This is a genomic window from Phytobacter sp. RSE-02 (genome assembly GCF_040578655.1).
GTDB classification, from domain to species: domain Bacteria; phylum Pseudomonadota; class Gammaproteobacteria; order Enterobacterales; family Enterobacteriaceae; genus Phytobacter; species Phytobacter diazotrophicus.
Genome location: NZ_JBEULY010000002.1, coordinates 323,720 through 348,437 on the forward strand (window position 1 = coordinate 323,720; position 24,718 = coordinate 348,437).

The window sequence follows — 24,718 nt, forward strand, 5'->3', positions numbered from 1 at the left end:
TATCGGGTCAGATGATTTCGGATATAAAAAGACCCCATCCGGACATCGACGGCTGGGGTCAGAAAAGGTGGGCTTGTTATTTAGCGCTGACGCTAACATCAATACCCGGGAAATATTTCTCCGCCAGGGTTTTGATGGTGCCGTCGGCGCGGACTTTATCAATTGCGGCGTCAAGTTGCTTTTTGGTGGCCTCGTCACCTTTACGTAACCCAAAGCCGATGCCACTGCCGAGGATCGTATCGTCTGATACCGGTTTGCCAATAAAGCCAAAACCTTTACCCTGCGGTTTGCTCAGGAAACCTGCCTGCCCGGCCGCCGACATGACCAGCGAGGCGTCAATGCGGCCATTTAGCAAATCACCCCATGCCATATTCTGATCTTTATAAGACACCACGGTGACACCGTGTTTTTCCCAGTGCTCTTTTGCATAAGTTTCCTGAATGGAACCCTGCAATACACCGATGGTTTTGCCTTTCAGACCTTCGGCTGTCGCTTCCATCCCATCACCCGATTTGCCCACTAACTGCGAGGGAATGCGGTAGATAGGCTGGGTAAAATCAATGCTTTGACGACGCTGCTCGGTGATATTCATCGCTGAATTGATAGCGTCAAATTTTTTCGCCACAAGGCCTGGGATCAACGCATCAAACGAAGTTTCAACCCAGGTACATTTCAGTTCTGCGGCTTTACAGATGGCATTGCCCAGCTCAATATCAAAGCCTTCCAGTTCGCCGGACGCATTGCGGCTTTCGAATGGCGGATATTCCGCTTCCAGGCCGTAGCGTAACTGGGTGGCGGCGAAAGACGATAATGAGCAAAGCATGCCCATGCCCAGAAAGAGTGCTTTCAATTTCACGATTAACGCTCCTTAGCGTGGCTTAACACGACACAGGGCCTGCGCGCCTGCTCTGAGTGTGGCCTCATCTTTGGCAAAAGAGAGGCGAATCAATTTGTTATCAGTGCCATCAGTGTAAAACGCCGATAACGGAATGGTGGCAACGCCGTAATCGGTAATTAACCTTTTCACCATCTCGCTGTCGCTCTCGTCGCTGAAATGGCTGTAATCCGCCAACAGGAAGAACGAGCCTGCGCTCGGTAGTAAGCGAAATGGCGATTCTGCCAGCAGGGTTTGCAACAAGTCGCGTTTGCGCTGGTAGAACGCCGACAGCGACAGCCAGCTCTGGGGATCGGTCATATGCTCGGCAAAAGCGTACTGCATTGGCGTATCGGCGGAAAACATTAAAAACTGATGGACTTTCACAATCTCATCCATCAACTCAGAAGGCGCGACACAATAACCCACGCGCCAGCCCGTCACATGATAGGTCTTACCGAAGGACGAGATAATCACGCTGCGCTCCGCAAGTTGCGGATGGGTCGCCATACCGTGGTGCGGCTGATCATCAAAGACCACATGCTCGTACACTTCGTCAGACAGAATCACGATATCCGTGTTACGCGTTAACGCCGCCAGTTGTTGCAAATCATCAGCGGAAAAGACCTGGCCACTCGGGTTATGCGGCGTGTTAATGATGATCATGCGCGTGCGGGGTGTGATGGCCGCGCGAACTTCATCCCAGTTCACCGCAAAATCAGGGACCGTCAGTTTAATGGCGATGGGGGTCGCCCCTTGCAGACGGACAATCGGCGCATAGCTGTCAAACGACGGCTCGAAATAGATAACTTCATCGCCCGGATGAACCAGACCACTGATGGCCGAATAGAGACCTTCACTGGCGCTGGCGGTAATCAGTATTTCGCTGTCCACGTCATACTGCGTGCCGTACAGGTCGTGAATTTTCTCCGCAATGCGTGCTTTCAGCGGGCGTAAACCTGTCATCGGAGCGTACTGGTTATGATCGGCCTGCATCGCCCTGGTCACGCCGGAGATCAGTTGCGGGTCGCAGGAAAAATTGGGCGCGCCCTGAGAAAGGTTAATCGCATTATGCTGTGCGGAAAGCTGGCCAATAACGGTAAAAATGGTCGTACCCACGTCGGGTAATTTAGAGCGGGTTTTCACCGGTGTACGCAGAGTCATTCTTAATCCTTTCTCATTAAAAGTGCATAACCATTCAAATAAAAGCGCGTTGAGTCCACAATCGATTTGTTGTCATAATAGCCATGAGTAAATTGCATAGCTGGAGTCGTCATGCCGAACCGTACGTTGCCACTGAACGCTATTGACGCTTTTCTGGTCACAGCCCGCCATTTAAACCTTACCCATGCGGCAAAAGAGTTATGTCTGACGCAAGGCGCGGTGAGCCGTAAGATTGCTTCGCTGGAAGCATGGTTTGGTTTCCCGCTGTTTGAACGCCATGCGCGTGGTTTGCGGTTATCGCCTCAGGGCAGCGCCCTGCTGCCGGAATTGCGCTCGGCTTTTGAACACCTGCAAACGCTTGCCGCACAGGCGCGCGCGCAACAAACGGTCGTTCGTCTGAAAGCGCCAACCTGTGCGATGCGCTGGCTGGTTCCACGGCTTATCCAGCTTGAGCAGACCTGCCCGGACGTGCAGGTAGCACTGACCACCACCACTGACCATGGCGTTAACTTCAAAACCGAGCCGTATGATGCGGCGATCGTTTTTGGTACCCATTTCAGCGCGGGCGATCTGCTGTTTGATGAAGCGCTGACGCCGGTAATGAGCACGCAATTAATGGCTGATGAAACGCTCAGCCATTTGACCTTTCTGCATCCGACCAGAGACAAAACGGACTGGTCACTGTGGCTGGCGAAACAGGACAGCGCAGCGTGGGTTATGAAAAAAAATCAACACTTCGACACCATGGATCTGGCGATCACGGCGGCCATCCAGGGGCTGGGGGTGGCGATTGCCGATGAAACCCTGGTCGCGGAGGATATTCGTGCCGGACGGCTGATGCGCCCCTATGCGCAAAGCGTTAAGACGGGTGCGAGCTATCGTCTGGTACTGAGAGATTCACAGAATAATGCCGCCGGGCTGGCGGCATTTCGTACGAGTTTACTGAATAATTAATCGAGTTTGACGTGATGCCTCATGACCCGTTTAAACAGCATCAGGCGTGCGCGCATAAAGCGATTTGTCATGCGAAAGCCCGCATGTTTATTCAGTCCCATGCGTAGCAATCTGTCGCGCCCTTTACCGCAGGACTGCCAGTGTACAGGCCCCTGCAGCACATCGCAGGTGACGCTGGCCTCGCGGGCAAAACTCACCCAGTAATCGGCAACCTTCGCCGCAAACGCCAGGTCTCGTTCATTGACGTAATGGCGCGCCGGTTCCGTCAGCATGAGGTTATCAAACACATACGGCACTTCGTTTCCATGCCACGCGCCGTTGGCGTAGGTGTCATGCTCGGCCTCTGCAACGTAGTCAAACCAGTAACGCCAGCACGGCTGCCCGATGCGTTGTTGCGCCTGCATCACCACCAGCCCGAGCGAGGTAAACGCCATGTCCCGGCAAACCTGGCGCCCCAGTTCCGCATCCCCTTTTACCCCAGGGTAAAGCAGCTTAATGATCCCCAACCCAAAACGCTGCTCGCGCCGTAACTTATCAATTTGCCCGGCAAGGTCGACGCCAAACTCGGCCATTACGCTGGCTTCATCGCTGTTCGACCCCACAATAACCGGCATCGGATGCTGCGTTGCGTTGAAAAAAACGTCCAGCGCTGGCACGGGTAAGACGCTGTCTCCGGCAATCGGCGCGGGGGCAATTTTTAACGGGGAAGCGAGCGGCCAGAATGCCTCAGCCGGGATCGCACGCAGTGTCTCTGCCGTGGCGTCAGCCACGCCGAGATGCTCTGCAACGGCAATCCCTTTTTCCAGCGCACGCTCAAGCGGGGTATCCGGCAAGGTATAGCTACTCTGGATAATGGCTTTATGGAACAGCCCTTTTGCCTTCGGCGAGGCCATCAGCGACATCACGCTACGCCCCCCGGCGGATTCGCCAAACAGCGTAATATTGCGGGCATCACCGCCAAAAGCGTGGATATTCTCTTTAACCCAATGCAGTGCCGCAATTTGATCGAGCAGGCCGAAATTACAGAGGGTTTCCTCCTCTTCTTCTTGCAGGGCCGGATGGGCAAAAAAACCGAGATGACCAAGGCGATAATTGAGCGTAACCAGTACCACGCCGCGCCGGGCAAGCGCTTTGCCATCATAGGGCGGCAGATCGCCCGCGCCCATCGTAAAACCGCCGCCGTGCAGCCAGACCATCACCGGGAGTGACCCACTACGCGCGGCAGGCGCGCAGATATTCAGATAAAGGCAATCTTCGGAAAGCCTTCCCGGATCGCCACCAGCGATCTGCGTGCAGGTTTCACTGTTTTGCCAACTGGCGGCAGAAAATGTATCGGCAACGCGGATCCCCTGCCAGGGCGCTGGCGGCTGTGGCGCCCGCCAGCGTAGTGGACCGACGGGCGGCGCCGCGTAAGGGATACCGCGCCAGCTAAGGCAATCATCATCCAGTGTGCCCAAAAGCGTGCCGTGGCGGGTTTCTGCTATCGGGGCGGAGGGATTTTCCATGACAACATCCTGTTTATTCACATCCGTAGCAGAGTACCTTTTTTACAACAGACCGCAACGTCGTTTGCTGCGCTCTTCCGCTTGCGCGTAGAGGGTGAACTCATCAAGCACTTCGCAGCCGAGCGCCTCTTCGAAACGCAGCTTGCTGGCGTTACCGTGGCTACGCTGTTGCGTTTCATTGCCAAGGTTTGACTGAAAGATCCCGGCCGCACTAACGGGGAGAAAATCTTCATAGATGATAGGTTGCGCAACAACCCAACCGCGCTCAATAAGCGGCTGCGGATCGTCGCCCGGACGAATCGCCTTCCGGTGAGCCTCGCCGGAGGGCGTCAGGCGATAACGGAAGTAGGCCAGTTGCTGGCGGCGCAGTAGCATTTCGCTGTCGGGGAAAGCGTGAAACATCTCCTGCAAATGTAACTGATGGGTCAGGTTGTCTTTTCCGGTTCCCGCTTCGTTAAGTAGCCGATCATACAGTGCCCGGCCTTTTGGTGTCAGGGCCACGCCACGCTGTTCGATTTCGCCAAAACGCGCAGTATGTGTCCCCTGCTGCTCACCGGCGAACAATACCGGTTCATCAAGCGCTTTGAAGCTGGTCTGGCGCAATAAAATCGGTATATCACGGCGTGGCGGCCCTTCAATCAGGATTTTGGGCTCGATTCCATATTTCGGCATCAGCGCCTGTACCTGATCAATATCCAGGGTGCGCGGCGTCAGATGGTTGATATGGCAACCAGGGAAGCAGACCACATCGGCGATCAGGCGGTGCTCATTGTGGAGCGCATGGTATGTCAGGGCGTCCACGGTGGCATGACGATGCCAGCGAAAAGTCTCCAGCGCTTCTTTCACAAACTCACTCGCCTGAGAGGCAGTGAACGCGCCGGTTTGTTCATGTAGGGCAATGAGTTCATGGCAACGCGGGGTGAAAATATCCCTGCGTTGTAAAATGGCAGCGGCTTTATTGCGAAGCTGCATATCCTCAATCAGTTCAAGGCGCAATAACGACGTAAAGATGCGAAAGGGATTACGCGCCAGAGCCGCATCATCAATGGGGCGAAAGGCGGTGGAGTGTACCGGAACACCCGCCTGAGACAGGTCGTAATAGCTCACCGGAAACATACCCATAATCGCGAACATCCGTCGTAGCGTCGCCAACTCATCCGGGCGCCCAACACGAATCGCCCCATGACGTTCGACGTTCAGCCGCGCCAGTTCGTCTGCGTTAACCAGTTGTTCATGCAAGCGGGGATTATTCTCAAGGACTGCCAGATTGACGTCCGCAACCAGCTCCAGCAAGGTGCCGTACTGCGGAACTTCCTGCTGGTACATCGCTGACATTGCTTGCGAAAATTGTTCCCGAATTTCATCAGCCGTGATGGTGTTCGCCATGTTGTCATGTCTCCAGTGTGTATTACCTGGAGTGTAGAGAAGCCCTTGCTGGCCTGTGGGAGATAATTTACGAAGTGTGATCGCGGCATAAAACCAAAAATGCCGTATTTCCGGCTATTTGCATAACCAAAAATTATGCTTAAACCCTCACAGACATGCGGTTGACATCACACTGCCGGGAAAATTTGTTTGTAACTCAACGAGATTAAATGTTAAGAATGTTTTGCTACCAAGTTAACATAATTAAGCAACTTTACTTGCCACGGACATCGCTTCGTTTTTACATCATCTTATGGAAAAAAACGGTTTGTTCAATCAGCGCATACGCTTGCGCCATCTGCATACATTCGTCGCCGTCGCTCAGCAGGGAACCCTGGGGCGTGCGGCAGAGACCCTTAACCTTAGTCAACCAGCACTGTCCAAGACGCTCAATGAACTGGAACAACTCACCGGCACACGTCTGTTTGAACGTGGTCGTCTGGGGGCGCAACTTACCCTGGTGGGCGAGCAGTTTTTAACACATGCAGTTCGGGTACTTGATGCGCTCAATACCGCAGGGCAGTCGCTCAACTACAAACCCGAGCAGAACAATGCGGTGATCCGTGTTGGCGCGTTACCTACTGCGGCGCTGGGCATTCTGCCGTCGGTAATTGGCCAGGTCCATAAGCAGCAACCCGATATCACCATTCAGGTGGCCACCACTAACAATCCGATGTTATTGGCCGGGCTGAAATCGGGTGAGCTGGATGTCGGCATTGGCCGTATGTCAGACCCGGAACTGATGAGCGGATTGACCTATGAGATGCTGTTCCTTGAGTCGCTCAAATTGGTGGTACGCCCCAACCATCCGCTGTTGCAAACCACGATAACACTGAGCCGGGTGCTGGAATGGCCCGTCGTCGTGCTGCCTACCGGTACGGTGCCACGTCAGAACACGGAGGATCTGCTGCAAAGTCAGGGTTGCAAACTGCCGACCGGCTGTATTGAAACGCTGTCTGCGTCGCTATCGCGACAACTGACTGTCAATTTTGATTATGTCTGGTTTGTCCCTTCCGGCGCAGTTAAGAACGATTTACGCGAGGGTTCACTCACCGCGCTTCCCATTGTTCCGCCGGGTATGGGCGATCCTATTGGCATTCTTACCCGCGTGGATGCCCCCCTCTCCATCGGCGTACAAACGTTGATCGCCGCTATTCGTAAAACCGTGCCGGATTAATCTGCACGCGCGGCAGGCACGGGCAGTTGCGCAAATGGTAAACTTATTGTTAATTGTGTGATAAAAGATAGTTGTTGATTAAGGATTGCTGTTACGCAGCGTAGTATTTGCGTAAGCGCAATCCGCTGTCCGGAAGAACACATGAAATTCAAAACTGCCATAAAACCCTATCGCGCCGCTGCCGGTGGATTAGGTTCTCTTGAAGCAACTACCCGCTTCGTTATCGACAGCAAAAATGCCCTTAAAAACTTGCGCAACCTGCTGCGCATGAATAAAGCCCGTGGTTTCGACTGCCCAGGTTGTGCCTGGGGTGATGACAATAAAAGTACCTTCAGTTTCTGCGAAAACGGCGCGAAAGCGGTGACCTGGGAGGCAACACGCCGCCAGATTGACGCCAGCTTTTTTGCGCAACACAGCGTCAGCGCTCTCAACCGCCAGAGCGACTATTTTCTGGAATATCAGGGGCGACTCACGGAGCCGCTGCGCTATAACCCCCAAACCGATCACTACGAACCGGTGAGCTGGGATGATGCCTTTGCCCTGATTGGGCGTCATATCCGTGAGATGGACCACCCGAACCAGATGGAACTCTACACCTCGGGTCGCGCCAGTAATGAAGCGTCGTACCTTTACCAGCTCTTTGGCCGGATGGTCGGCACGAATAATTTCCCCGATTGTTCAAACATGTGCCACGAGGCCAGCGGCGCCGGGCTAAAACGCAGCATTGGCGTCGGTAAAGGCACCATTCATCTCACCGATTTTGAACAGGCCGATGCCATTTTCGTTTTTGGGCAAAATCCCGGCACCAACCATCCGCGCATGCTGCACAGCCTGCGCCATGCAGCCGATCGCGGCGCGCGTATCGTCACCTTTAATACCCTGCGTGAACGTGGTCTGGAACGTTTTGCTGACCCGCAAAAACCGCTGGAAGTGGTCACCTCGATGGCGGGCGCGATCAGTTCTGCCTATTACCAGCCAAATCTGGGTGGCGATATGGCCGCCGTACGCGGGATGGCAAAAGCCTTACTGGAAACCCATCGTCAGCGCCTGGCGAACGGCGAAGCCGGTATCTTTGATGATGCCTTTATCGCGCAACACACTAACGGCATTGAGGCCTGGTTTGCGCAAATCGATGCCACGTCCTGGCAGTCCCTTGAAGCGCAATCCGGTTTGAGTGAGCAGCAATTACGTGACGCCGCCGCCGTCTGGCAGAGCGCCAGGCGTGTCATTTGCACCTGGGCGATGGGCATTACCCAGCATAAACACTCGCTGGATACGGTACGTGAAATCGTCAATTTGCAGTTGCTCGGCGGCCATCTGGGCAAACCGGGCGCGGGGCTGTGCCCGGTGCGCGGACACAGTAATGTGCAGGGCAACCGGACAATGGGGATTGATGAAAAACCGCCTGCCGCCCTGCTCGACAGCCTGGCGCGTCACTTTGGTTTCGAACCACCGCGCGCTCCGGGACATCACACCGTGGCCGCGATTCAGGCTATGTTGCGCGATGAAGTGAAAGTACTGATCACGCTGGGCGGTAATCTGGCTGCCGCCGCGCCGGATACCACGTTGACCTGCGAGGCGCTGAAACGTTGCGGTTTGACTGTGCACATCAGTACCAAACTCAACCGTACCCATCTGATGCCAGGTGCGCAGTCGCTCATTTTACCGACCCTGGGACGAACCGAAGAAGACATGCAGGCGACAGGCCGTCAGTTCGTGACCGTCGAAGACTCATTTAGCATGGTGCACGCCTCAGAAGGCATCGGTAAGCCACTGGCAGACACGCAAAAATCAGAAACCGCGATTGTGGCCGGTATCGCCCATGCGGTACTGGGAAACAGCAAGCTGGACTGGCTGGCCTTAGCCGATGATTACAACCTGATTCGCGATCATATTGCCGCCACTATCCCCGGCTTCACCCATTTCAACGCCCGTTGCGAAGAACCCGGTGGATTCTGGCTGGGGAACGCGGCGGCATCCCTCACCTTTGCCACGCCATCCGGGAAAGCGGAATTCAGCAGCGCGTCGCTGCCGGATGCCGTCTGCCCGGAGATCAGCGCGCCCTTTGTGTTACAGACACTACGTTCCCACGATCAGTACAACACCACGATTTATGGTCTGGATGACCGCTATCGCGGCGTTTATGGTCAGCGCGACGTCCTGTTTATGCACCCGGATGATATTCTGGCCCTGGGACTGAGCGATGGCGACCGCGTCGATATCACCACCCTGTCGACCGACGGCATTACGCGTCAGGTTACCGGCTTCCGTCTCGTTGCGTACGCTATCCCTCGCGGTAATCTCGCAGCCTATTATCCGGAAACGAACCCACTGGTTCCCCTGACCCGCTATGGTGACGGTACCGGCACACCGACCTCTAAATCTATCCCTGTCACGATTACCCCGTCGCAAAGCGCCGATACGCTGCGTATCGCCTGAACAGCAAGGCCCGCCCTGTGCGGGCCAATTCTCAAATAATGCGATCTAATTTATTAACAATTGCGCCAAGCAATTTAACAGATTTATCATATTTGCAAATTCACCAAATGGTTCGCTTACCATGCAAACTGTGAGTTTTTAACGCGGATTCCCTCGATAATATCTGCAATAAAACGATAACCCTCTAAAACCGTTATCCATTTGGTACAGACTTCATCATTGCGTACCGGATAAACGGTGTGTTTAAGGAGATGGATATGGCACCTGGCAGCACCCCACGCAGGCTGGTTACCCTTCTGCGCTGGCTCCTCGCCATTCTGATGCTCGTCATCGGTCTGGCCATCGGCATTCCTGGCATCAAACTCATCACATTAGGCGGCAGCGTCTGGTTTACCGCGATGGGGATTGTGATGCTGATTGCCGCAATACTTATCCTGCGAAATCGTTCCGGCGGCCTCATTCTGTATGCGCTGGGCTTTATCGTTTCCATCATCTGGGCAATTTACGATGCCGGCTGGGCATTCTGGCCTCTGTTCTCACGCTTGTTTACCTTTGCCGTGCTGGCATTTCTGGCGGCACTGTTGTGGCCATTTATGCGGGCCCGGCAGACGATAAAACCGGTTAACAAATCTGCGTTTAGCGTCGCGGCGATCCTCGCCGTTTTACTTCTGGTCAGTATTGGCGGGATGTTTAAAACGTGGAATGTGATCTCCCCAACCGAATCCATTACCGTCAAACCGGTTCAACCTGGCAGTGAACAGCACGACTGGAAACACTGGGGCAATACCACCCATGGCGATCGTTTTGCGGCGCTTGACCAGATCAACAAACAGAATGTCGACAAGCTGCAAGTCGCCTGGATGGCACATACCGGGGATATCCCGCAGAGCAATGGCTCCGGCGCGGAAGACCAGAACACGCCGCTACAGATTGGCGACACGTTATTTGTCTGTACCCCGTACAGCAAAGTGCTGGCGCTGGATGTGGATTCCGGTAAAGAGAAATGGCGCTTCGACGCGAAAGCGACAGCGCCAAACTGGCAGCGCTGTCGTGGCTTAGGATATTACGAAGAGCCGCACACTGCCGCCTCTCCAACGGTGCAGGCTCAGCCTGATACGTGCGAACGTCGACTGTTTCTGCCCACCACCGATGCACGTCTGGTGGCACTCAATGCCGATAACGGGCAACCCTGCGCAGACTTTGGTGATAACGGCACCGTTGATCTGAGCGTCGGCATGGGCGAAATCAAACCGGGTTATTATCAGCAAACGTCCACGCCGCTGGTGGCAGGCAATATTGTTGTGATCGGTGGCCGCGTGGCGGATAACTTCTCCACCGGCGAACCGCCGGGCGTGGTTCGCGCCTATGATGTCCATACAGGCAAACTGGCATGGGCGTGGGATCCGGGTAACCCAGACCTGAAAGGCTTGCCGCCTGAGGGGAAAACCTACACACGCGGTACGCCAAACGTCTGGTCGGCGATGTCTTACGACGCCAAATTGAACCTGATCTATCTGCCGACCGGCAACGCCACGCCAGATTTCTGGGCGGGTGAACGTACCGCGCTGGATGATAAATACAGCTCGTCGATTGTGGCGGTTGATGCGACAACCGGCGATGTACGTTGGCATTTTCAGACCACCCACCACGATCTGTGGGATTTTGATTTACCCTCACAGCCTCTGCTCTATGACTTACCGGATGGTAAAGGCGGGACCACGCCGGTACTGGTACAGACCAGTAAACAGGGCATGATCTTTATGCTCAACCGCGAAACCGGTGAGCCGGTGGCGAAGGTTGAGGAACGCCCGGTTCCGGCTGGTAATGTGAAAGGCGAACGTTATTCCCCTACTCAGCCGTACTCGGTGGGCATGCCTATGATCGGTAATGAAACCCTGAAAGAGTCCGACATGTGGGGAGCAACGCCTGTCGATCTGCTGATGTGCCGTATCGCCTTTAAAGGGATGCGTCATCAGGGTGTCTTCACTCCGCCGGGGCTGGATCGCGCATTGCAATATCCGGGGTCGCTGGGCGGCATGAACTGGGGCAGCGTCTCGGTCGATCCCACTAACAACCTGATGTTTGTGAACGATATGCGTCTGGGCCTGGCAAACTATATGGTGCCGCGTGAAAACGTGGCGAAAAACGCCAGTGGGATTGAGATGGGTATTGTACCGATGGACGGCACACCGTTTGGCGCAATGCGCGAACGTTTCCTGTCACCGCTGGGTATTCCGTGCCAGAAACCGCCGTTCGGGACAATGTCCGCTATCGACCTGACCTCCGGGAAAATGGTGTGGCAGGTTCCCGTTGGTACCGTTCAGGATACCGGTCCGCTGGGTATCCGCATGCATATGCCGATCCCGGTCGGGATGCCGACGCTGGGCGCATCGCTGTCTACCCAGTCCGGGTTGCTGTTCTTCGCTGGCACCCAGGATTTCTACCTGCGTGCGTTTGATACCGCAACGGGGAAAGAAATCTGGAAGGCGCGTCTGCCGGTCGGCAGCCAGTCTGGCCCGATGACTTATGTTTCGCCAAAAACGGGCAAACAGTACATCATCATCAATGCGGGTGGCGCACGTCAGTCCCCGGATCGCGGTGATTATATTATTGCTTACGCGTTGCCGGATAAGCCGTAAACTGGCCGCGTTATCAACAAACCCGCCGCAATGGCGGGTTTGTTATTCAACATGAAGTTTTAACTAAGATTTTTTAATGCTGGCAAGTTGTGGGAACTATAACAAAAAATGAGCTTATTCTGTATCCAGTTTGATCATTTCAATTTCAGCAATTCGCCTTTTGTTCATATTAATTTCGCAACTTGTAAAAGCAGCGCCGAGATAGTGCGTGCCTTGTGCAGCGGTCGTCGCCGCATTGCAGTAATCACTACGATATTTCAACCATTGCACCTGACTTTTCTTTAAGGCGTCAGCCATGCCCGTTCTTCGGTTTTCATCTGCCATCCACCATTTTGTATAATCAAAGCTTTTGATTTCTTTTAGTTTTTTCTGATAGCTTTTTTTAAGTTGATGTTCAGATTTGTCACTCATCTCCTCTAAACACTCAACATTATTTTCGCCGTACTTATCGAAACATTGGTCCACTATTTTTGAGGTGGTTATATTGCCAGTGGAGGCCGCCGATAAACCATAGGATATAAATAAAAGTGGTATAAAAATAAGTAGCTTATTCATTACTAAAGACTCCTGTCACAAATATCTGCTCGCTATTTATTACAACGCAGTCTCACGTCATATTGCCGGTAATTTACAACATCCTTGCGATTCACGCCCAATTCATTCATAAAAAAAGCCGTGGCGATATTCACCACGGCCTTTACGACGAACCTTACGGCCCTCATACCATTAGAACGTTTCCCAGTTCTCGCTGCCATGTGCCATCGCAGGGCGCTGAGTACTGACGGGTTTCGTCGGGGTTGATGAAGATTTCACCGGACGACTTGTGCCACCGGCATGCACGCGAAACGCGCCAACCGCTTCGGTAAGACGCGCAGCCTGCTCTTCCAGAGACGTTGCCGCCGCCGTTGCCTCTTCTACCAGTGAGGCGTTCTGCTGGGTGACATTATCCATCTCGGTGATAGCCTGGCTTACCTGAGTAATCCCTTTACTCTGCTCATCCGACGCAGCGGCAATTTCCAGCATGATATCGGTAACGCGTTTCACCGCCGTCACGATCTCATCCATCGTTTCACCTGCGGCCACGACTTCACTTGAGCCTTTATCAATCAAACTCACTGACTCGCTGATCAGTGCTTCAATCTCTTTCGCTGCCTGCGCACTGCGGCTTGCCAGTGTACGGACTTCGCTGGCTACCACTGCAAAACCGCGGCCTTGCTCACCGGCACGCGCAGCTTCAACCGCGGCGTTCAACGCGAGAATATTTGTCTGGAAGGCGATACTGTTAATGACCGCAGTAATTTCAGAGATTTTCTTCGAGCTGGAGGTGATATTGCCCATGGTCTGTACCACGCCATCAACAATCTCACCGCCTTTCGTCGCTTTACCGGAGGCATCACGCGCCAGGCTGCTGGCATGATGCGCATTGTCCGCATTCTGTTTCACGGTCGCCGTAAGCTCTTCCATACTGGCTGCGGTCTGCTCAATCGCTGCAGCCTGCTGTTCAGTACGTGAAGAAAGGTCGGTGTTCCCGGCAGAGATCTCGCTGGTCCCGCGATAAATTTCTTCCGCGCCATCACGCACAGTGGTAACGGTTTTGACCAGGGAGTGCTGCATCAACTGCAAATCGTGGGTCAAACGACCAATCTCACTGCGTCCGGTGACCTCTTCCGCGACGGTAAGGTCTCCGGACGCGATATGTTCAATACGTTTGGCTGCGCGCTGCAACGGATTAATAACCACACGACGTAATACGGTAAAGGTAATGACCGTTAAGAACAGCGCGATAGCAAAAGCCCCAGCCATAAAGATCAGCCCAAGCTGAGTGCGTTGGTGAGCCAGTTCACCGAGGCGAGTCGCGCGATCGCTACGAATCTGAATGGCTTTAAGCAGGTATTCATTAAATGCGCTGTCTAAAACGCGCGCCTGCTCATTTTCATGGTTGATGATGGCTTCAAACATGCCGTTTTTGGCATATTTCAGCATCGGTTGCATACCGTCGAAATAGGCGTTAAAGCGCGTGGTCAGCTCGCCATCGAGCGCTAAATCTTCCGGGGTTTTCACCGCACGGGCCATATAGGCGTTAAAGCCATCTTGCGCTTGCTTGATACGTTTTTCCGCATCCGCAATGTTCTTTCTCATATCATCCATTTCCGCAATGCGGCTGGCCGCCCCGGCATGGATCAGGCTGATACGCGCTATACGTAAATTATTGGAACTGTTAGATAACCCCATACGAACCTGGATTTCTTGCGTAACATCCTGCTGGTCTCGGTCAGCCTGCATCAAGAAATACCCTGCTAACCCGGAACTCAGCGCAAATAACAGCAAAATGCCACTCAGGATAGCGGAAAATAAGGGAACCAATCGAATATTGTGCATAAATCCAATGCCTTGCTGTCTGTGCATCGCTGCTGTGTTATCCATGGCTATCGACTCTCTTTTATATAAGATGCGTAAAACACGCCTGTAAGAAAGGTATCGGCAATTGTGGGATTTATGTTAAGGGGAAAAATGTCAGGCGGGTCACAGATTTAGACATTGAAAATGCCAGCGGCGTAACCGCTGGCAGGTCGTTTACTTATTTGTCACCGAAATGAATGACGGTACGGATAGACTTACCTTTATGCATGAGATCGAAGGCGTCGTTGATCTGATCTAACGGGAGTCGATGGGTAATAAACGGGTCGAGACGAATCTTGCCTGCCATCGCATCCTCCACCATTCCCGGTAACTGAGTACGCCCTTTTACACCACCAAATGCTGAACCACGCCAGACACGGCCGGTTACCAACTGGAACGGACGGGTTTTGATCTCCTGGCCCGCACCGGCCACACCGATGATAACGCTTTCGCCCCAGCCTTTATGGCAGCACTCAAGCGCCGCGCGCATCACATCCACATTACCGATGCATTCAAAGCTAAAATCAACACCGCCGTCAGTCAGTTCAACAATCACCTCCTGAATCGGTTTTTCGTAATCCTTAGGATTGACGAAATCGGTGGCCCCCATCTCTTTTGCCAGGGTGAATTTATCCGGGTTAGTATCCACGGCAATTATACGACCGGCTTTGGCCTGAACCGCACCCTGAATAACCGCCAGACCAATCCCGCCCAGGCCGAACACCGCAACGGTGTCGCCCTCTTTTACTTTCGCCGTGTTATGCACCGCGCCAATACCGGTGGTCACACCACAGCCGAGCAGGCAGACTTTGTCCAGCGGCGCCTGCGGGTTGACTTTCGCGAGGGAAATTTCTGCCACCACCGTATATTCACTAAACGTACTGGTGCCCATGTAGTGGTAAATTGGCTCGCCATTGTAGGAGAAACGGGTGGTGCCATCTGGCATCAGGCCTTTACCCTGCGTGGCGCGAACGGCCTGACAAAGGTTCGTTTTACCGGATTTACAGAACTTACACTCGCCACATTCTGCCGTGTACAGCGGAATAACGTGATCGCCGGGTTTCAGGCTGGTCACCCCTTCACCGACTTCCACAACAATACCGCCGCCTTCGTGGCCCAGGACCGCCGGGAATACGCCTTCCGGATCATCTCCTGAAAGGGTAAAGGCATCGGTATGGCAAACGCCGGTGTGGGTGATGCGTACCAGAACTTCACCCTTTTTCGGCGGCGCGACATCAATCTCAACAATTTTGAGCGGTTGACCCGGCCCAAACGCAACAGCAGCACGTGATTTCATCAGACTCTTCCTTTTTATGTGTACGTTAGAATTTATTTTAGATAAGAGCGTAAAAGATGACCGATTTCCGCCATACGGGCGGCGCGCTGATCGGGCGTAGTATCACCACTGACCAGTTCATCTTTCAGGTGTATCTCCACCATTTCCCCCATCAGACCGTTCGCTGCACCGCGTACGGCAGCGATCTGTTGCAGGATAGCAATGCAGGGATCGCCGTTTTCCAGCGCGCGCTCCAGTGCGTCGACCTGCCCACGGATACGACGAACCCGTGTGAGGATACGTTTTTTATCTTCAGGTGAATGCGGCATAGCCACTCCTTTTTATACTATAGGGGGGTATGGTACAGGATTCGGGGTCTTGCTGTAAAATTAATGTGTTGCATTACCAAATAAAACAGCCGGCACACAGGTTGGCCTTCGCGTGTCAATGACTCACTGGTTGAATGGTATGGGGATTGACCTGCACAGTCAGCACCATCGGAAAGGCCGAAAGTGAACGTATTCCCCCTGCTTTTTCCCGCTGGCCAGATAATTATCCCGACCCAGGATAAACGCCCTGGTATAGCGTCATCTATAACCGATATATTTTTAAGCAATGCATGTGCAATTTTGTTGCGTTCTACATACGCACAGGAATATATCTTGCGAAACGGCAAGATGTGTGAGTGAAGAATAAAATAAATATATTATCGGAAGAAGTTTAGCCATGCTTTGCATTAATTCAGCTTCACTAAATAATAACAAGCAGCAATATTAATAACCCTCATTTTTAAAATGATTCCGGCGCCTTCAACTTATTGATATATAGCTATGTGTAACGCCAGACTCATTTATTTCTCACGAAATATAAATTATTAAAACCCCATGACGATAATACTTTTATTGAACATTTATACAGTCGCATTATTTTTGGTTTCACGCTGGAGCAGGAAGATATGGTTAAGAATATGAACATCCGTCGGAAGTTAACATCGGCTTTTAGCTTGATTATTTTGGTCTTATTGGTGCTAAGTGGCGTATTTTATTATAATTTTTCCACTCTGGTTAACGCAAACAACTGGAATGTGCATACTTATCAAGTCATTGATGAGAACAGAGCACTGACATTAAGCCTGGTAAATATGGAAACCGGTTTACGTGGTTTTGCGCTCACGGGTAAAGAGGAGATGCTGGAACCTTACAACATCGGCATGAAATCATTTTCCAGCCACTGGGACGCGCTTAAAGAATTTACCGCCGACAATCCCGCTCAGCAACAGCGCTTAAAACACCTTTCTGAACAGTATTCGCTGTGGTTACACGACGTCGCCGAGAAAATTATTAACCACCGCCGGGAAGTCGTGAACCAAAAGATGAGTATTAATGACTTTAATGCCAGTTTCGAAGCGAATACAGGCAAAAGTCAGATGGACACTATGCGAGGCATAATTGATGAGATGATTAATGCGGAAAGTGCATTACTACTCGTCAGGCAAGACACCGTGAAGTCTACTGAGACACAAACTCGCTCTATTCTTCTTTTTGGCGCCCTCCTGAGCGTGATTATTGCTGTGGCACTGTGCATTATTGTTGCACGTATCATTACTGCACCGTTGCAGATTGCCGTAAAAACCGCAGAGTCAATTGCGCAAGGTGATTTAACGTCTTCGATTAAAGGGCACTCCCGTGATGAAACCGGGCAACTTCTTAACGCGCTGGATGCCATGCAGATACAGTTACGTTCCCTTGTCGAAAAAATTCAGGATTCAGCGGCGTCAATTGACGAGGCCGCCAGAGAAGTGGCGATCGGGAATACCAATTTATCGAGCCGGACTGAGGAGCAAGCCGCATCACTCATCGAGACCTCGGCCAGCATGGAACAACTAACGGCAACGGTGCGCCAAAACACATCTAACGCACAGCATGCCAGTACGCTTGCAGCCACTGCCTCGTCTGTCGCGGAGCGTGGTGGCAAGGTAGTGCAAAATGTCATTAATACAATGAGCTCTATTTCCGACAGTTCGCAACACATCGTTGATATCATCGCGACCATCGAGGGGATCGCTTTCCAGACGAATATTCTGGCATTAAATGCGGCAGTTGAAGCGGCAAGAGCAGGAGAACAAGGTCGTGGTTTTGCTGTCGTCGCCAGTGAAGTCCGGGGACTTGCGCAGCGAAGCGCGACCGCTGCAAAGGAAATAAAAGCGTTGATAGAAGCGTCAAGTGCCAAAGTATCAGAAGGCACGACGCTGGTCGGTCAGGCTGGCTCCACGATGGATGAAATCATGGCCTCTATTCGTGAAGTCTCTTCATTGATGGCCGAAATCTCATCGGCATCCGGAGAACAATCTTCCGGCATTGAACATATCAGAGTGGCAGTGAACCAGATGGACGACGTAACGCAGCAAAACGCCGCGTTAGTTGAACAAGCCGCAGCGGCTGCGGCCTCTCTGGAGGAACAGGCGTCAACGTTGACACAAACAGTAGGAACGTTCCGCGTGGTTTAGTCTCATATTGCGCCAGGATCGCCATCCTGGCGCACAGGCGTTTTCGCCATAAGCCACTCTGGTTTTCATTTAACCGCCAGTGATTTCACACCTTCAATGCGGGATAAATCCGCGCCAATATCGCTTATTGGCGTACCGGGGCGTAGCGTTAATACGAGAAACAATTCGCTTGTTTTATCGCCCGTCTGGCTATTTTTCAGGGAGCGAAAGGCAAATTTAACGTTCCTCTCCTGCAACGCGACCAAAACGATGGGTACACTTTCCGGTTTCAGTTTTATCTGCACGCCATAATGCTTGCTCAAAAAATGATGACTTAACTGCCGGAAGACTTCGAGCACGAAAAGCGTCATAAATGCGCCATAGATGCCAATGGCATACATTCCGCTGCCAATAACCAACCCAATGGCTGATGTGACCCACATCCCTGCCGCTGTGGTCAGCCCCTTGACGATCTGCTTTTGAATAATAATGGTCCCGGCCCCCAGAAACCCCACGCCGCTGACCACCTGTGCCGCCACCCTGCTGGGATCCAGTGTCACATGATTCTCCTGCAAAATATCCTCAAAACCATATTTGGAGACAATCATAAACAGCGCGCTACCAATCCCGACAAGAACATGCGTTCTTAATCCAGCATCTTTAGCGCGCAACTGACGTTCAAGACCAATAAGCCCGCCAAGTAACCCCGCCAGTGCCACGCGTAGCAATAAATCAGTCACCATTTCTCGCTTCCTTATTTGTCCTCACAACTGTCACTTTATTCAACCAAAGCACATCTCAGCGTGAACGCAAGGTAAGCATCAATGATGCTGTGTATCGAGGAAAATCCTCTTTCCTGTTATTCCTTTTACTGTCGGGGATGACGTAAATCTGGCTGAGGCTTTGAAACAGAACCTATGGAAAAGAACCTGCACACCGCCATTGCTCTGCGTAAGGGGGGCGAATATGAAAAAAGCCGTGAATTGCTTGAAGGCCTTATTAATATTGATGCATTAAAGGCGCGCGCGTTGCTCAATATTGCCTGGTCCTGGGACAACCAGGGCGTTGAGGATAAAGCGGAAATATATTATCAAGCCGCTTTAGAGGCAGGGCTTGAAGGAGAAGACAAATTTGAAGCGCTATTTGGCCTCGCCTGCACTTACCGGTGTCTGGGGAAATACACTTTAGCCAAAGCCCGTTTTGCCGAAGCACTGGCAACCTGGCCAGAGGCAACGGAAATTATCCCGTTTTATGCCCTCTGCCTGCATAACCTTGGCGAACACGATAAGGCGATGTCGATGATGCTGGAACTCCTTGCACAGCATCCACCGACAGAGAATATTAAACGCTACCAAAAAGCGCTGCATTATTACGCCCGGAATCTCACCGGGGTGTAAGTAATTAAGCGCACCCCTGCGGTTTAAAAATGCGGGTTGTTGATGGCGGGTTATTCACCAGTTTTGCCGCCGGCCTGCGGGGTCGGCTGACCAGTTCACCGCCGCAGTTCGGGCAGCGCATTGCCATCTTCTGCGCGCAATCCTCACAAAATGTGCATTCAAACGAGCAAATGCGCGCCTGGGTGGAATCGGGGGGAAGATCGGTATCGCAGCATTCGCAGCCAGGTCTCAATTCCAGCATAACGTGTTCCTTTAAGGCGCATCATCAATGTCGGGTCTGTTCAATCTCATTCAATAACATACCAACATGAATAAAGCACGAGCACGGAAAAATATCATGGCTGGATTTAAGGGTGTCGCCCTGGCATGAACTATTACGCCATCCTTGAGCTAGCTGAAAGACCGCGTAGGTCTTGCCAGGGCAACATGTTCTGCCTTTTCTGGTGTTGGCCTAACAAGCAGAACAGAATTGAGTCTATGCCATTGAAAGGATTAATCAAATAAAAATATATCATTGATCGACGAAACCGATCGAAAGATCGCTTTTTGACCGCTTTTAGCGCAAGAGATAAACACCCGGTAGCAACATGGCTACCGGGCGAGCTATTAACGTTTCAGGGGCAAGCCAGCCGTTTCGCGGGCGCGCAGGACTGTCAGGAAGGTAATCAACGCAGCGGCCATCACATAATACGCCGGAGAGAATTTGTCCCCCGTCGAGGTTATCAGCCAGATAGAGAACCACGGCGTAATACCACCAAAGAAGGCGACAGCGAAATTGTAGGCAATGGACAACCCGCCATAACGTACACTGGTGGGAAAGAGCTCCGCCATCGCCGCGCTGCAGGCACCGTCAAAGGCCGCAATAAATGCGCCGAGCATCACCATTGCCAGCACCGCTGAGAACATATCACCGTTGGCCATGAGCATCATTGCCGGGTAACTCAGCAGAATGAAACCGGCACATCCCGTCAGCATCAACGGCTTACGGCCAAATTTATCGGATAAATAGCCCATAAAGGGTACCAGTACCGCGACCGAAAACAGGCCTATCGTGGTGATGGCATACGAATCCAGCTTTGAGTAGTGCAGCTCTGTTGAAAGGTAACCGGGCATAAAGGTTTGCAGCGTCCAGTGGCCGACCGCTTTGATGACCACAAATCCCACGCAGAAAAGCAGCGCCGCCCAGGCATGGGTCACCGCAGAACGCAGCGGCGTGGCGTCCGTTTGCCCCTGCTTTTTCGCTTCCAGGAACTCGGGTGAATCTTCCAGATGCGTTCGCAGATAAAGACCAACCCAGCCTAATGGCCCGGCGATAAGGAATGGGATTCGCCAGCCCCAGTCATTCATGGCACTTTCGCCCAGAAATGCCGTCAATAGAAAGACCAGCCCGGAGCCTGCCACAAATGCCATAAAGCCGAAGTTATCTATCCAGCAAGTAAAGTAGCCGCGTTTGTTAACGGGCGCGTATTCTGCCAGGTAGGTCGTTGCACCGGAACTTTCACCACCGGCGGCAAAGCCCTGCACGAGTCGGGTGATCACCAGCAACACGGTGGCCGTAATACCAATCTGCTGATAGGTCGGCAGCAACCCCATCACAAAGGTCGCGCCCGAGGTCAGAAGAATGACGGTAGCAAGGACTTTTTGCCGCCCTTTCCGATCGCCAAGAGAACCAAAAAACAGACCGCCAAGTGGGCGCATAACAAAGCCCGCGCCAAAGACGGCGAACGATGACAACAGCGCCACGCTGGGATTTTCCGCGTGGAAGAATTGTAAACCGATGATGGCCGCGAGTGTTCCGTAGAGACCAAAATCGAACCATTCGACGAAATGGCCGACGCCCGTGGCCAGCAGAACTTTACGTAATTTGCGTGACGTAGTGGCATCCTCCGACAAAACCGTCCGTTCGAGAGATTGCTGTGCAGGCTGTGTCATAGCCCCTCCATTTATGACAGTGTTTCTATAATAGATATACTATCTACACTGACAGTTCGAATTTCGCACAGCAACTAACGCCCAAAATGTGATAGCCGCCCTGCTTTCTCTGTGAAAAACCAAAGACGATCACATTTCTTTTAAGCAAAAAATAAGCCCCGCAACCAGGCGAGGCTTAAAAATAACGGCATGATGACACCGCTATCGCATTTATATTTATACACGTTTCTTCGGCATCATGCGCAATAACGTGTTGTCTTTGAAGAAATAATGGTGTGCAAGCGCGGCCAATGCATGCAGGGCGATGACATAATAACCAAACATCGCCAGCGTCACATGGTATTCCTTAAGCATATCAACCAGATCGAAGTTGGCTTCGGCTGCATGCGGCATCGACAAACCAAAAGCAATCCAGTTACCGCCGCGGTTATACATCATTAACAAGCCCAGAATCGGCAGAGCGATAAACAGCAGGTAGATGATCAGGTGGCCAAGATGCGCCAGCCCGGTCAGCATCGGTGACGGTTTCGGCACAATGGGCGGTGTCGGGCTTTTCAGGCGAACCAACAGGCGTGCGATCATCAATACCAAAATAGTGATGCCACAGGAGACATGGACAATATTGAAATAGGGACGCCAGTCGCGCGGCGCAAAACCACGAAACTCCATGGCGCAATACGTGACAATGACCAGAAGAAACACCAGCCAGTGTATAGCAATTTGAAGCCCGGAATAGTTGCTGCGCATATGAAAATCCTGAAACGAAACAGAAGAAAAGCCAACATACCGGGCTTTTCTTAAAAATTCATTAACTTTTCTTTATCAATTATCAATCGCTTACGTCTGGATGAGAAGCTGTCATTTGCCGTTGTGTGTAACCCAGGCTATGCCTGGTGAAGTGATTTTTTGAACCCGATGGAGAAGAGTGATGAGTAAAATTGGCATTAATGGTTTCGGGCGTATTGGTCGTCTGGTATTGCGCCGTTTGCTCGAAGTGGACAGCGATGCACAAGTTGTTGCTATCAACGATCTGACCTCCCCGAAAGTGCTGGCTTATCTGTTAAAGCACGACTCAAACTACGGCCCGTTCCGCTGGAGCGTGGACTTCACAGAAGATTCCTTGATCGTCGACGGTAAAAAAATCACCGTTTATGCAGAAAAAGAGGCAAAACACATTCCCTGGCGCAGCGCAGGCGCTGAGATCATTGTGGAGTGTACTGGTTTCTATACCTCCAGCGAAAAATCACAGGCGCATCTGGAAGCAGGGGCGAAAAAAGTGCTGATCTCTGCCCCGGCTGGCGAGATGAAAACCATCGTTTTTAACGTCAATGACGACACGATTACCCCCCAGGACACCATCATTTCCGTTGCCTCCTGCACCACCAACTGCCTTGCGCCGATGGCAAAAGCACTGCACGACAGCTTTGGCATTAAGGTGGGTACGATGACCACTATCCATGCCTATACTGGCACCCAGGCACTGGTAGATGGACCTCGTGGGAAGGATCTTCGTGCCTCCCGCGCCGCTGCGGAAAACATCATTCCGCATACCACAGGGGCAGCTAAAGCGATTGGTCTGGTCATTCCGGACCTGAGCGGTAAGCTGAAAGGTCATGCCCAACGCGTACCGGTGAAAACCGGTTCCGTCACAGAGCTGGTCTCCGTTCTCGGTAAAAAAGTCACTGCGGACGACGTTAATCAGGCGCTCAAGAAAGCCACCGAGAATAACGAATCCTTCGGCTATACCGACGAAGAGATTGTCTCTTCTGACGTGATTGGCAGCCATTTCGGTTCGGTGTTTGACGCCACGCAGACCGAAATCACCGAGGTGGGCGATCTGCAATTAGTCAAAACGGTTTCCTGGTACGATAACGAATATGGCTTCGTCACCCAACTGGTTCGCGTTCTGGAAAAATACCGCCAACTCTAAGTTATGAAGCGGGTGGTTTTACCACCCGCTTTTCCCACCTCGCCCACATTTTCTGGCTGATGCCTGTGATATAAACCACCGTTTCAATTTGTGGAGATACGGCGTGAAGCACATCAGTACGCAAGAGTTAGTTGCCCTTATGCAAGACGCGGTAAATCGTTCCGCGACATTTCCGGTCTGGCCGCAGGGCGAAGCGCCCGGCGCCATTGCCAGCCCGACGGTTTTTCAACTGGAAGAAAATCATACTGGCCCGTCAGCGTTTGACCGTTCTGTCACCGGCGTTCGTGCGCCACAAATCACCGTTTACGCGCCGGAAAACCCCAATGGGGTTGGTATCCTCGTGACGCCTGGCGGTTCGTATCGCCGCGTGGTACTCGATAAAGAAGGCAGCGCCCTGGCGCCCTTCTTCAATGCCCGGGGTTACACACTCTTTGTGATGACCTATCGCCTTCCGGGTGACGGTCATACCGAAGGCGCCAACGCCCCGCTTGCCGATGTTCAGCGCGCGATGCGAACCCTGCGGGCGCGGGCGCAGGAATGGCAGCTTGACCCGGAGCGCCTTGGCGTCATGGGGTTTTCCGCAGGGGGCCATGCCGCCGCCAGCCTTGGGACACGCTACGCCGAAAAGGTTTCTCCGGTTCTGGATGACATTGATGGATTCAGCGCCCGTCCGGCGTTTATGGCGCTGGTTTATCCGGTTATCACCATGCGGGCGGAGATTGACCATCCCGGCTCTCGCCACGAACTCATTGGCGATACGCCTGCGGAGCAGCAGATTCATCATTATTCGTTAGAAGAGAGCGCGGACAGTAATACGCCGCCGACCTTTTTACTCCACGCGGTGGATGACCCGGCGGTAAAGGTAGAAAACAGTGTGGTGATGTTTAGCGCGCTACGTCGTCTTGGCGTGCCGGTTGAGATGCACCTTTTCGAGCAGGGCGCACATGGCTTTGGAATCCGCGATGCGCAGGGATTACCTGCCGCGGTATGGCCGGAGCTGATGATGAACTGGATTGAAACAAAGGTGTGAGTTGTGTGATGTCCCGGACGCGGCGGTGAACCGCCTTATCCGGGCTACGCGATCGCGCCACTCGCGAAATGTGTGCGGTGTGGTTGCGTAT

20 protein-coding genes are annotated in these 24,718 nt (G+C 52.7%); 8 read left to right on the plus strand and 12 right to left on the minus strand.

What is annotated here, in order from left to right; translation table 11 throughout:
* Nucleotides 1-76: 76 nt before the first annotated feature.
* Nucleotides 77-856 carry a transporter substrate-binding domain-containing protein gene (locus ABU190_RS05165; RefSeq protein ID WP_039079121.1) on the minus strand — a complete coding sequence of 260 codons (780 nt, stop codon included), beginning with the start codon at nt 854-856 and terminating at the stop codon, nt 77-79.
* 12 nt (nt 857-868) lie between these two features.
* Nucleotides 869-2,038, minus strand: a complete 1,170-nt coding sequence (locus tag ABU190_RS05170; protein WP_354690616.1) for a pyridoxal phosphate-dependent aminotransferase — start codon at nt 2,036-2,038, stop codon at nt 869-871.
* A gap of 111 nt (nt 2,039-2,149) precedes the next feature.
* Here ABU190_RS05170 and ABU190_RS05175 point away from each other — a divergent pair, with 111 nt between their 5' ends.
* Nucleotides 2,150-2,992, plus strand: coding sequence for a LysR family transcriptional regulator (locus ABU190_RS05175; RefSeq protein ID WP_354690617.1), 843 nt, complete (start codon nt 2,150-2,152; stop codon nt 2,990-2,992).
* Here the strand turns inward: ABU190_RS05175 and ABU190_RS05180 are convergent.
* Together ABU190_RS05180 and ABU190_RS05185 are read right to left on the minus strand one after the other, a co-directional pair.
* The gene (locus ABU190_RS05180; protein ID WP_354690618.1) at nt 2,989-4,497 is read right to left on the minus strand and encodes a carboxylesterase/lipase family protein; all 1,509 of its coding nucleotides are present in this window, start codon (nt 4,495-4,497) and stop codon (nt 2,989-2,991) included. The genes ABU190_RS05175 and ABU190_RS05180 overlap by 4 nt on opposite strands.
* Nucleotides 4,498-4,539: 42 nt before the next feature.
* The gene (locus ABU190_RS05185) at nt 4,540-5,883 is read right to left on the minus strand and encodes a VOC family protein (protein WP_354690619.1); all 1,344 of its coding nucleotides are present in this window, start codon (nt 5,881-5,883) and stop codon (nt 4,540-4,542) included.
* Nucleotides 5,884-6,175: 292 nt separating this feature from the next.
* Here ABU190_RS05185 and ABU190_RS05190 point away from each other — a divergent pair, with 292 nt between their 5' ends.
* From ABU190_RS05190 to ABU190_RS05200, 3 genes are all read left to right on the plus strand, one after another.
* On the plus strand, nt 6,176-7,099 hold the full coding sequence (locus tag ABU190_RS05190; protein ID WP_039079126.1) for a LysR substrate-binding domain-containing protein: 924 nt from the start codon (nt 6,176-6,178) through the stop codon (nt 7,097-7,099).
* Nucleotides 7,100-7,240: 141 nt separating this feature from the next.
* Nucleotides 7,241-9,538 (plus strand): FdhF/YdeP family oxidoreductase, encoded by a 2,298-nt coding sequence (locus ABU190_RS05195; RefSeq protein WP_354690620.1) that lies wholly within the window; start codon nt 7,241-7,243, stop codon nt 9,536-9,538.
* Nucleotides 9,539-9,795: 257 nt separating this feature from the next.
* Entirely contained in the window at nt 9,796-12,177 is a 2,382-nt protein-coding gene (locus ABU190_RS05200) for a glucose/quinate/shikimate family membrane-bound PQQ-dependent dehydrogenase (RefSeq protein ID WP_354690621.1), read from the plus strand.
* Nucleotides 12,178-12,291: 114 nt separating this feature from the next.
* Here the strand turns inward: ABU190_RS05200 and ABU190_RS05205 are convergent, their stop codons facing one another.
* The 4 genes from ABU190_RS05205 to ABU190_RS05220 form a co-directional block, all read right to left on the minus strand.
* Entirely contained in the window at nt 12,292-12,732 is a 441-nt protein-coding gene (locus ABU190_RS05205) for a lysozyme inhibitor LprI family protein (protein WP_222556099.1), read from the minus strand.
* Between the two features lie 171 nt (nt 12,733-12,903).
* Nucleotides 12,904-14,601: a methyl-accepting chemotaxis protein gene (locus ABU190_RS05210; protein ID WP_354690622.1), complete on the minus strand. Its 1,698-nt coding sequence runs from the start codon at nt 14,599-14,601 to the stop codon at nt 12,904-12,906.
* Between the two features lie 154 nt (nt 14,602-14,755).
* On the minus strand, nt 14,756-15,874 hold the full coding sequence (locus ABU190_RS05215; protein ID WP_354690623.1) for an S-(hydroxymethyl)glutathione dehydrogenase/class III alcohol dehydrogenase: 1,119 nt from the start codon (nt 15,872-15,874) through the stop codon (nt 14,756-14,758).
* Between the two features lie 32 nt (nt 15,875-15,906).
* Entirely contained in the window at nt 15,907-16,182 is a 276-nt protein-coding gene (locus ABU190_RS05220) for a metal/formaldehyde-sensitive transcriptional repressor (protein ID WP_354690624.1), read from the minus strand.
* A 626-nt stretch (nt 16,183-16,808) separates the two neighbouring features.
* Between ABU190_RS05220 and ABU190_RS05225 the strand changes: the two genes are divergently transcribed.
* Nucleotides 16,809-18,359 (plus strand): methyl-accepting chemotaxis protein, encoded by a 1,551-nt coding sequence (locus tag ABU190_RS05225; RefSeq protein ID WP_354690625.1) that lies wholly within the window; start codon nt 16,809-16,811, stop codon nt 18,357-18,359.
* A 65-nt stretch (nt 18,360-18,424) separates the two neighbouring features.
* Here ABU190_RS05225 and ABU190_RS05230 read toward each other — a convergent pair whose 3' ends face one another.
* A complete protein-coding gene (locus ABU190_RS05230) occupies nt 18,425-19,081 on the minus strand; it encodes an MgtC/SapB family protein (protein WP_354690626.1) in 657 nt (218 codons plus the stop codon).
* Nucleotides 19,082-19,255: 174 nt separating this feature from the next.
* Between ABU190_RS05230 and ABU190_RS05235 the strand changes: the two genes are divergently transcribed.
* Nucleotides 19,256-19,735 (plus strand): tetratricopeptide repeat protein, encoded by a 480-nt coding sequence (locus tag ABU190_RS05235; RefSeq protein ID WP_354690627.1) that lies wholly within the window; start codon nt 19,256-19,258, stop codon nt 19,733-19,735.
* A gap of 4 nt (nt 19,736-19,739) precedes the next feature.
* Here the strand turns inward: ABU190_RS05235 and ABU190_RS05240 are convergent, their stop codons facing one another.
* The 3 genes from ABU190_RS05240 to cybB all read right to left on the minus strand — a co-directional run bounded on the left by ABU190_RS05240 (nt 19,740) and on the right by cybB (nt 22,414).
* A complete protein-coding gene (locus ABU190_RS05240; protein ID WP_354690628.1) occupies nt 19,740-19,976 on the minus strand; it encodes a DUF1272 domain-containing protein in 237 nt (78 codons plus the stop codon).
* A gap of 365 nt (nt 19,977-20,341) precedes the next feature.
* Entirely contained in the window at nt 20,342-21,667 is a 1,326-nt protein-coding gene (locus ABU190_RS05245; protein WP_039079138.1) for an MFS transporter, read from the minus strand.
* A 216-nt stretch (nt 21,668-21,883) separates the two neighbouring features.
* Complete coding sequence (cybB, locus tag ABU190_RS05250) at nt 21,884-22,414, minus strand: cytochrome b561 (protein ID WP_039079139.1); 531 nt, start codon at nt 22,412-22,414, stop codon at nt 21,884-21,886.
* A 181-nt stretch (nt 22,415-22,595) separates the two neighbouring features.
* Here cybB and gap point away from each other — a divergent pair, with 181 nt between their 5' ends.
* A complete protein-coding gene (gap, locus tag ABU190_RS05255; protein WP_354690629.1) occupies nt 22,596-23,597 on the plus strand; it encodes a type I glyceraldehyde-3-phosphate dehydrogenase in 1,002 nt (333 codons plus the stop codon).
* A gap of 103 nt (nt 23,598-23,700) precedes the next feature.
* The gene (locus tag ABU190_RS05260; protein WP_354690630.1) at nt 23,701-24,627 is read left to right on the plus strand and encodes an alpha/beta hydrolase; all 927 of its coding nucleotides are present in this window, start codon (nt 23,701-23,703) and stop codon (nt 24,625-24,627) included.
* Nucleotides 24,628-24,718: the final 91 nt, after the last annotated feature.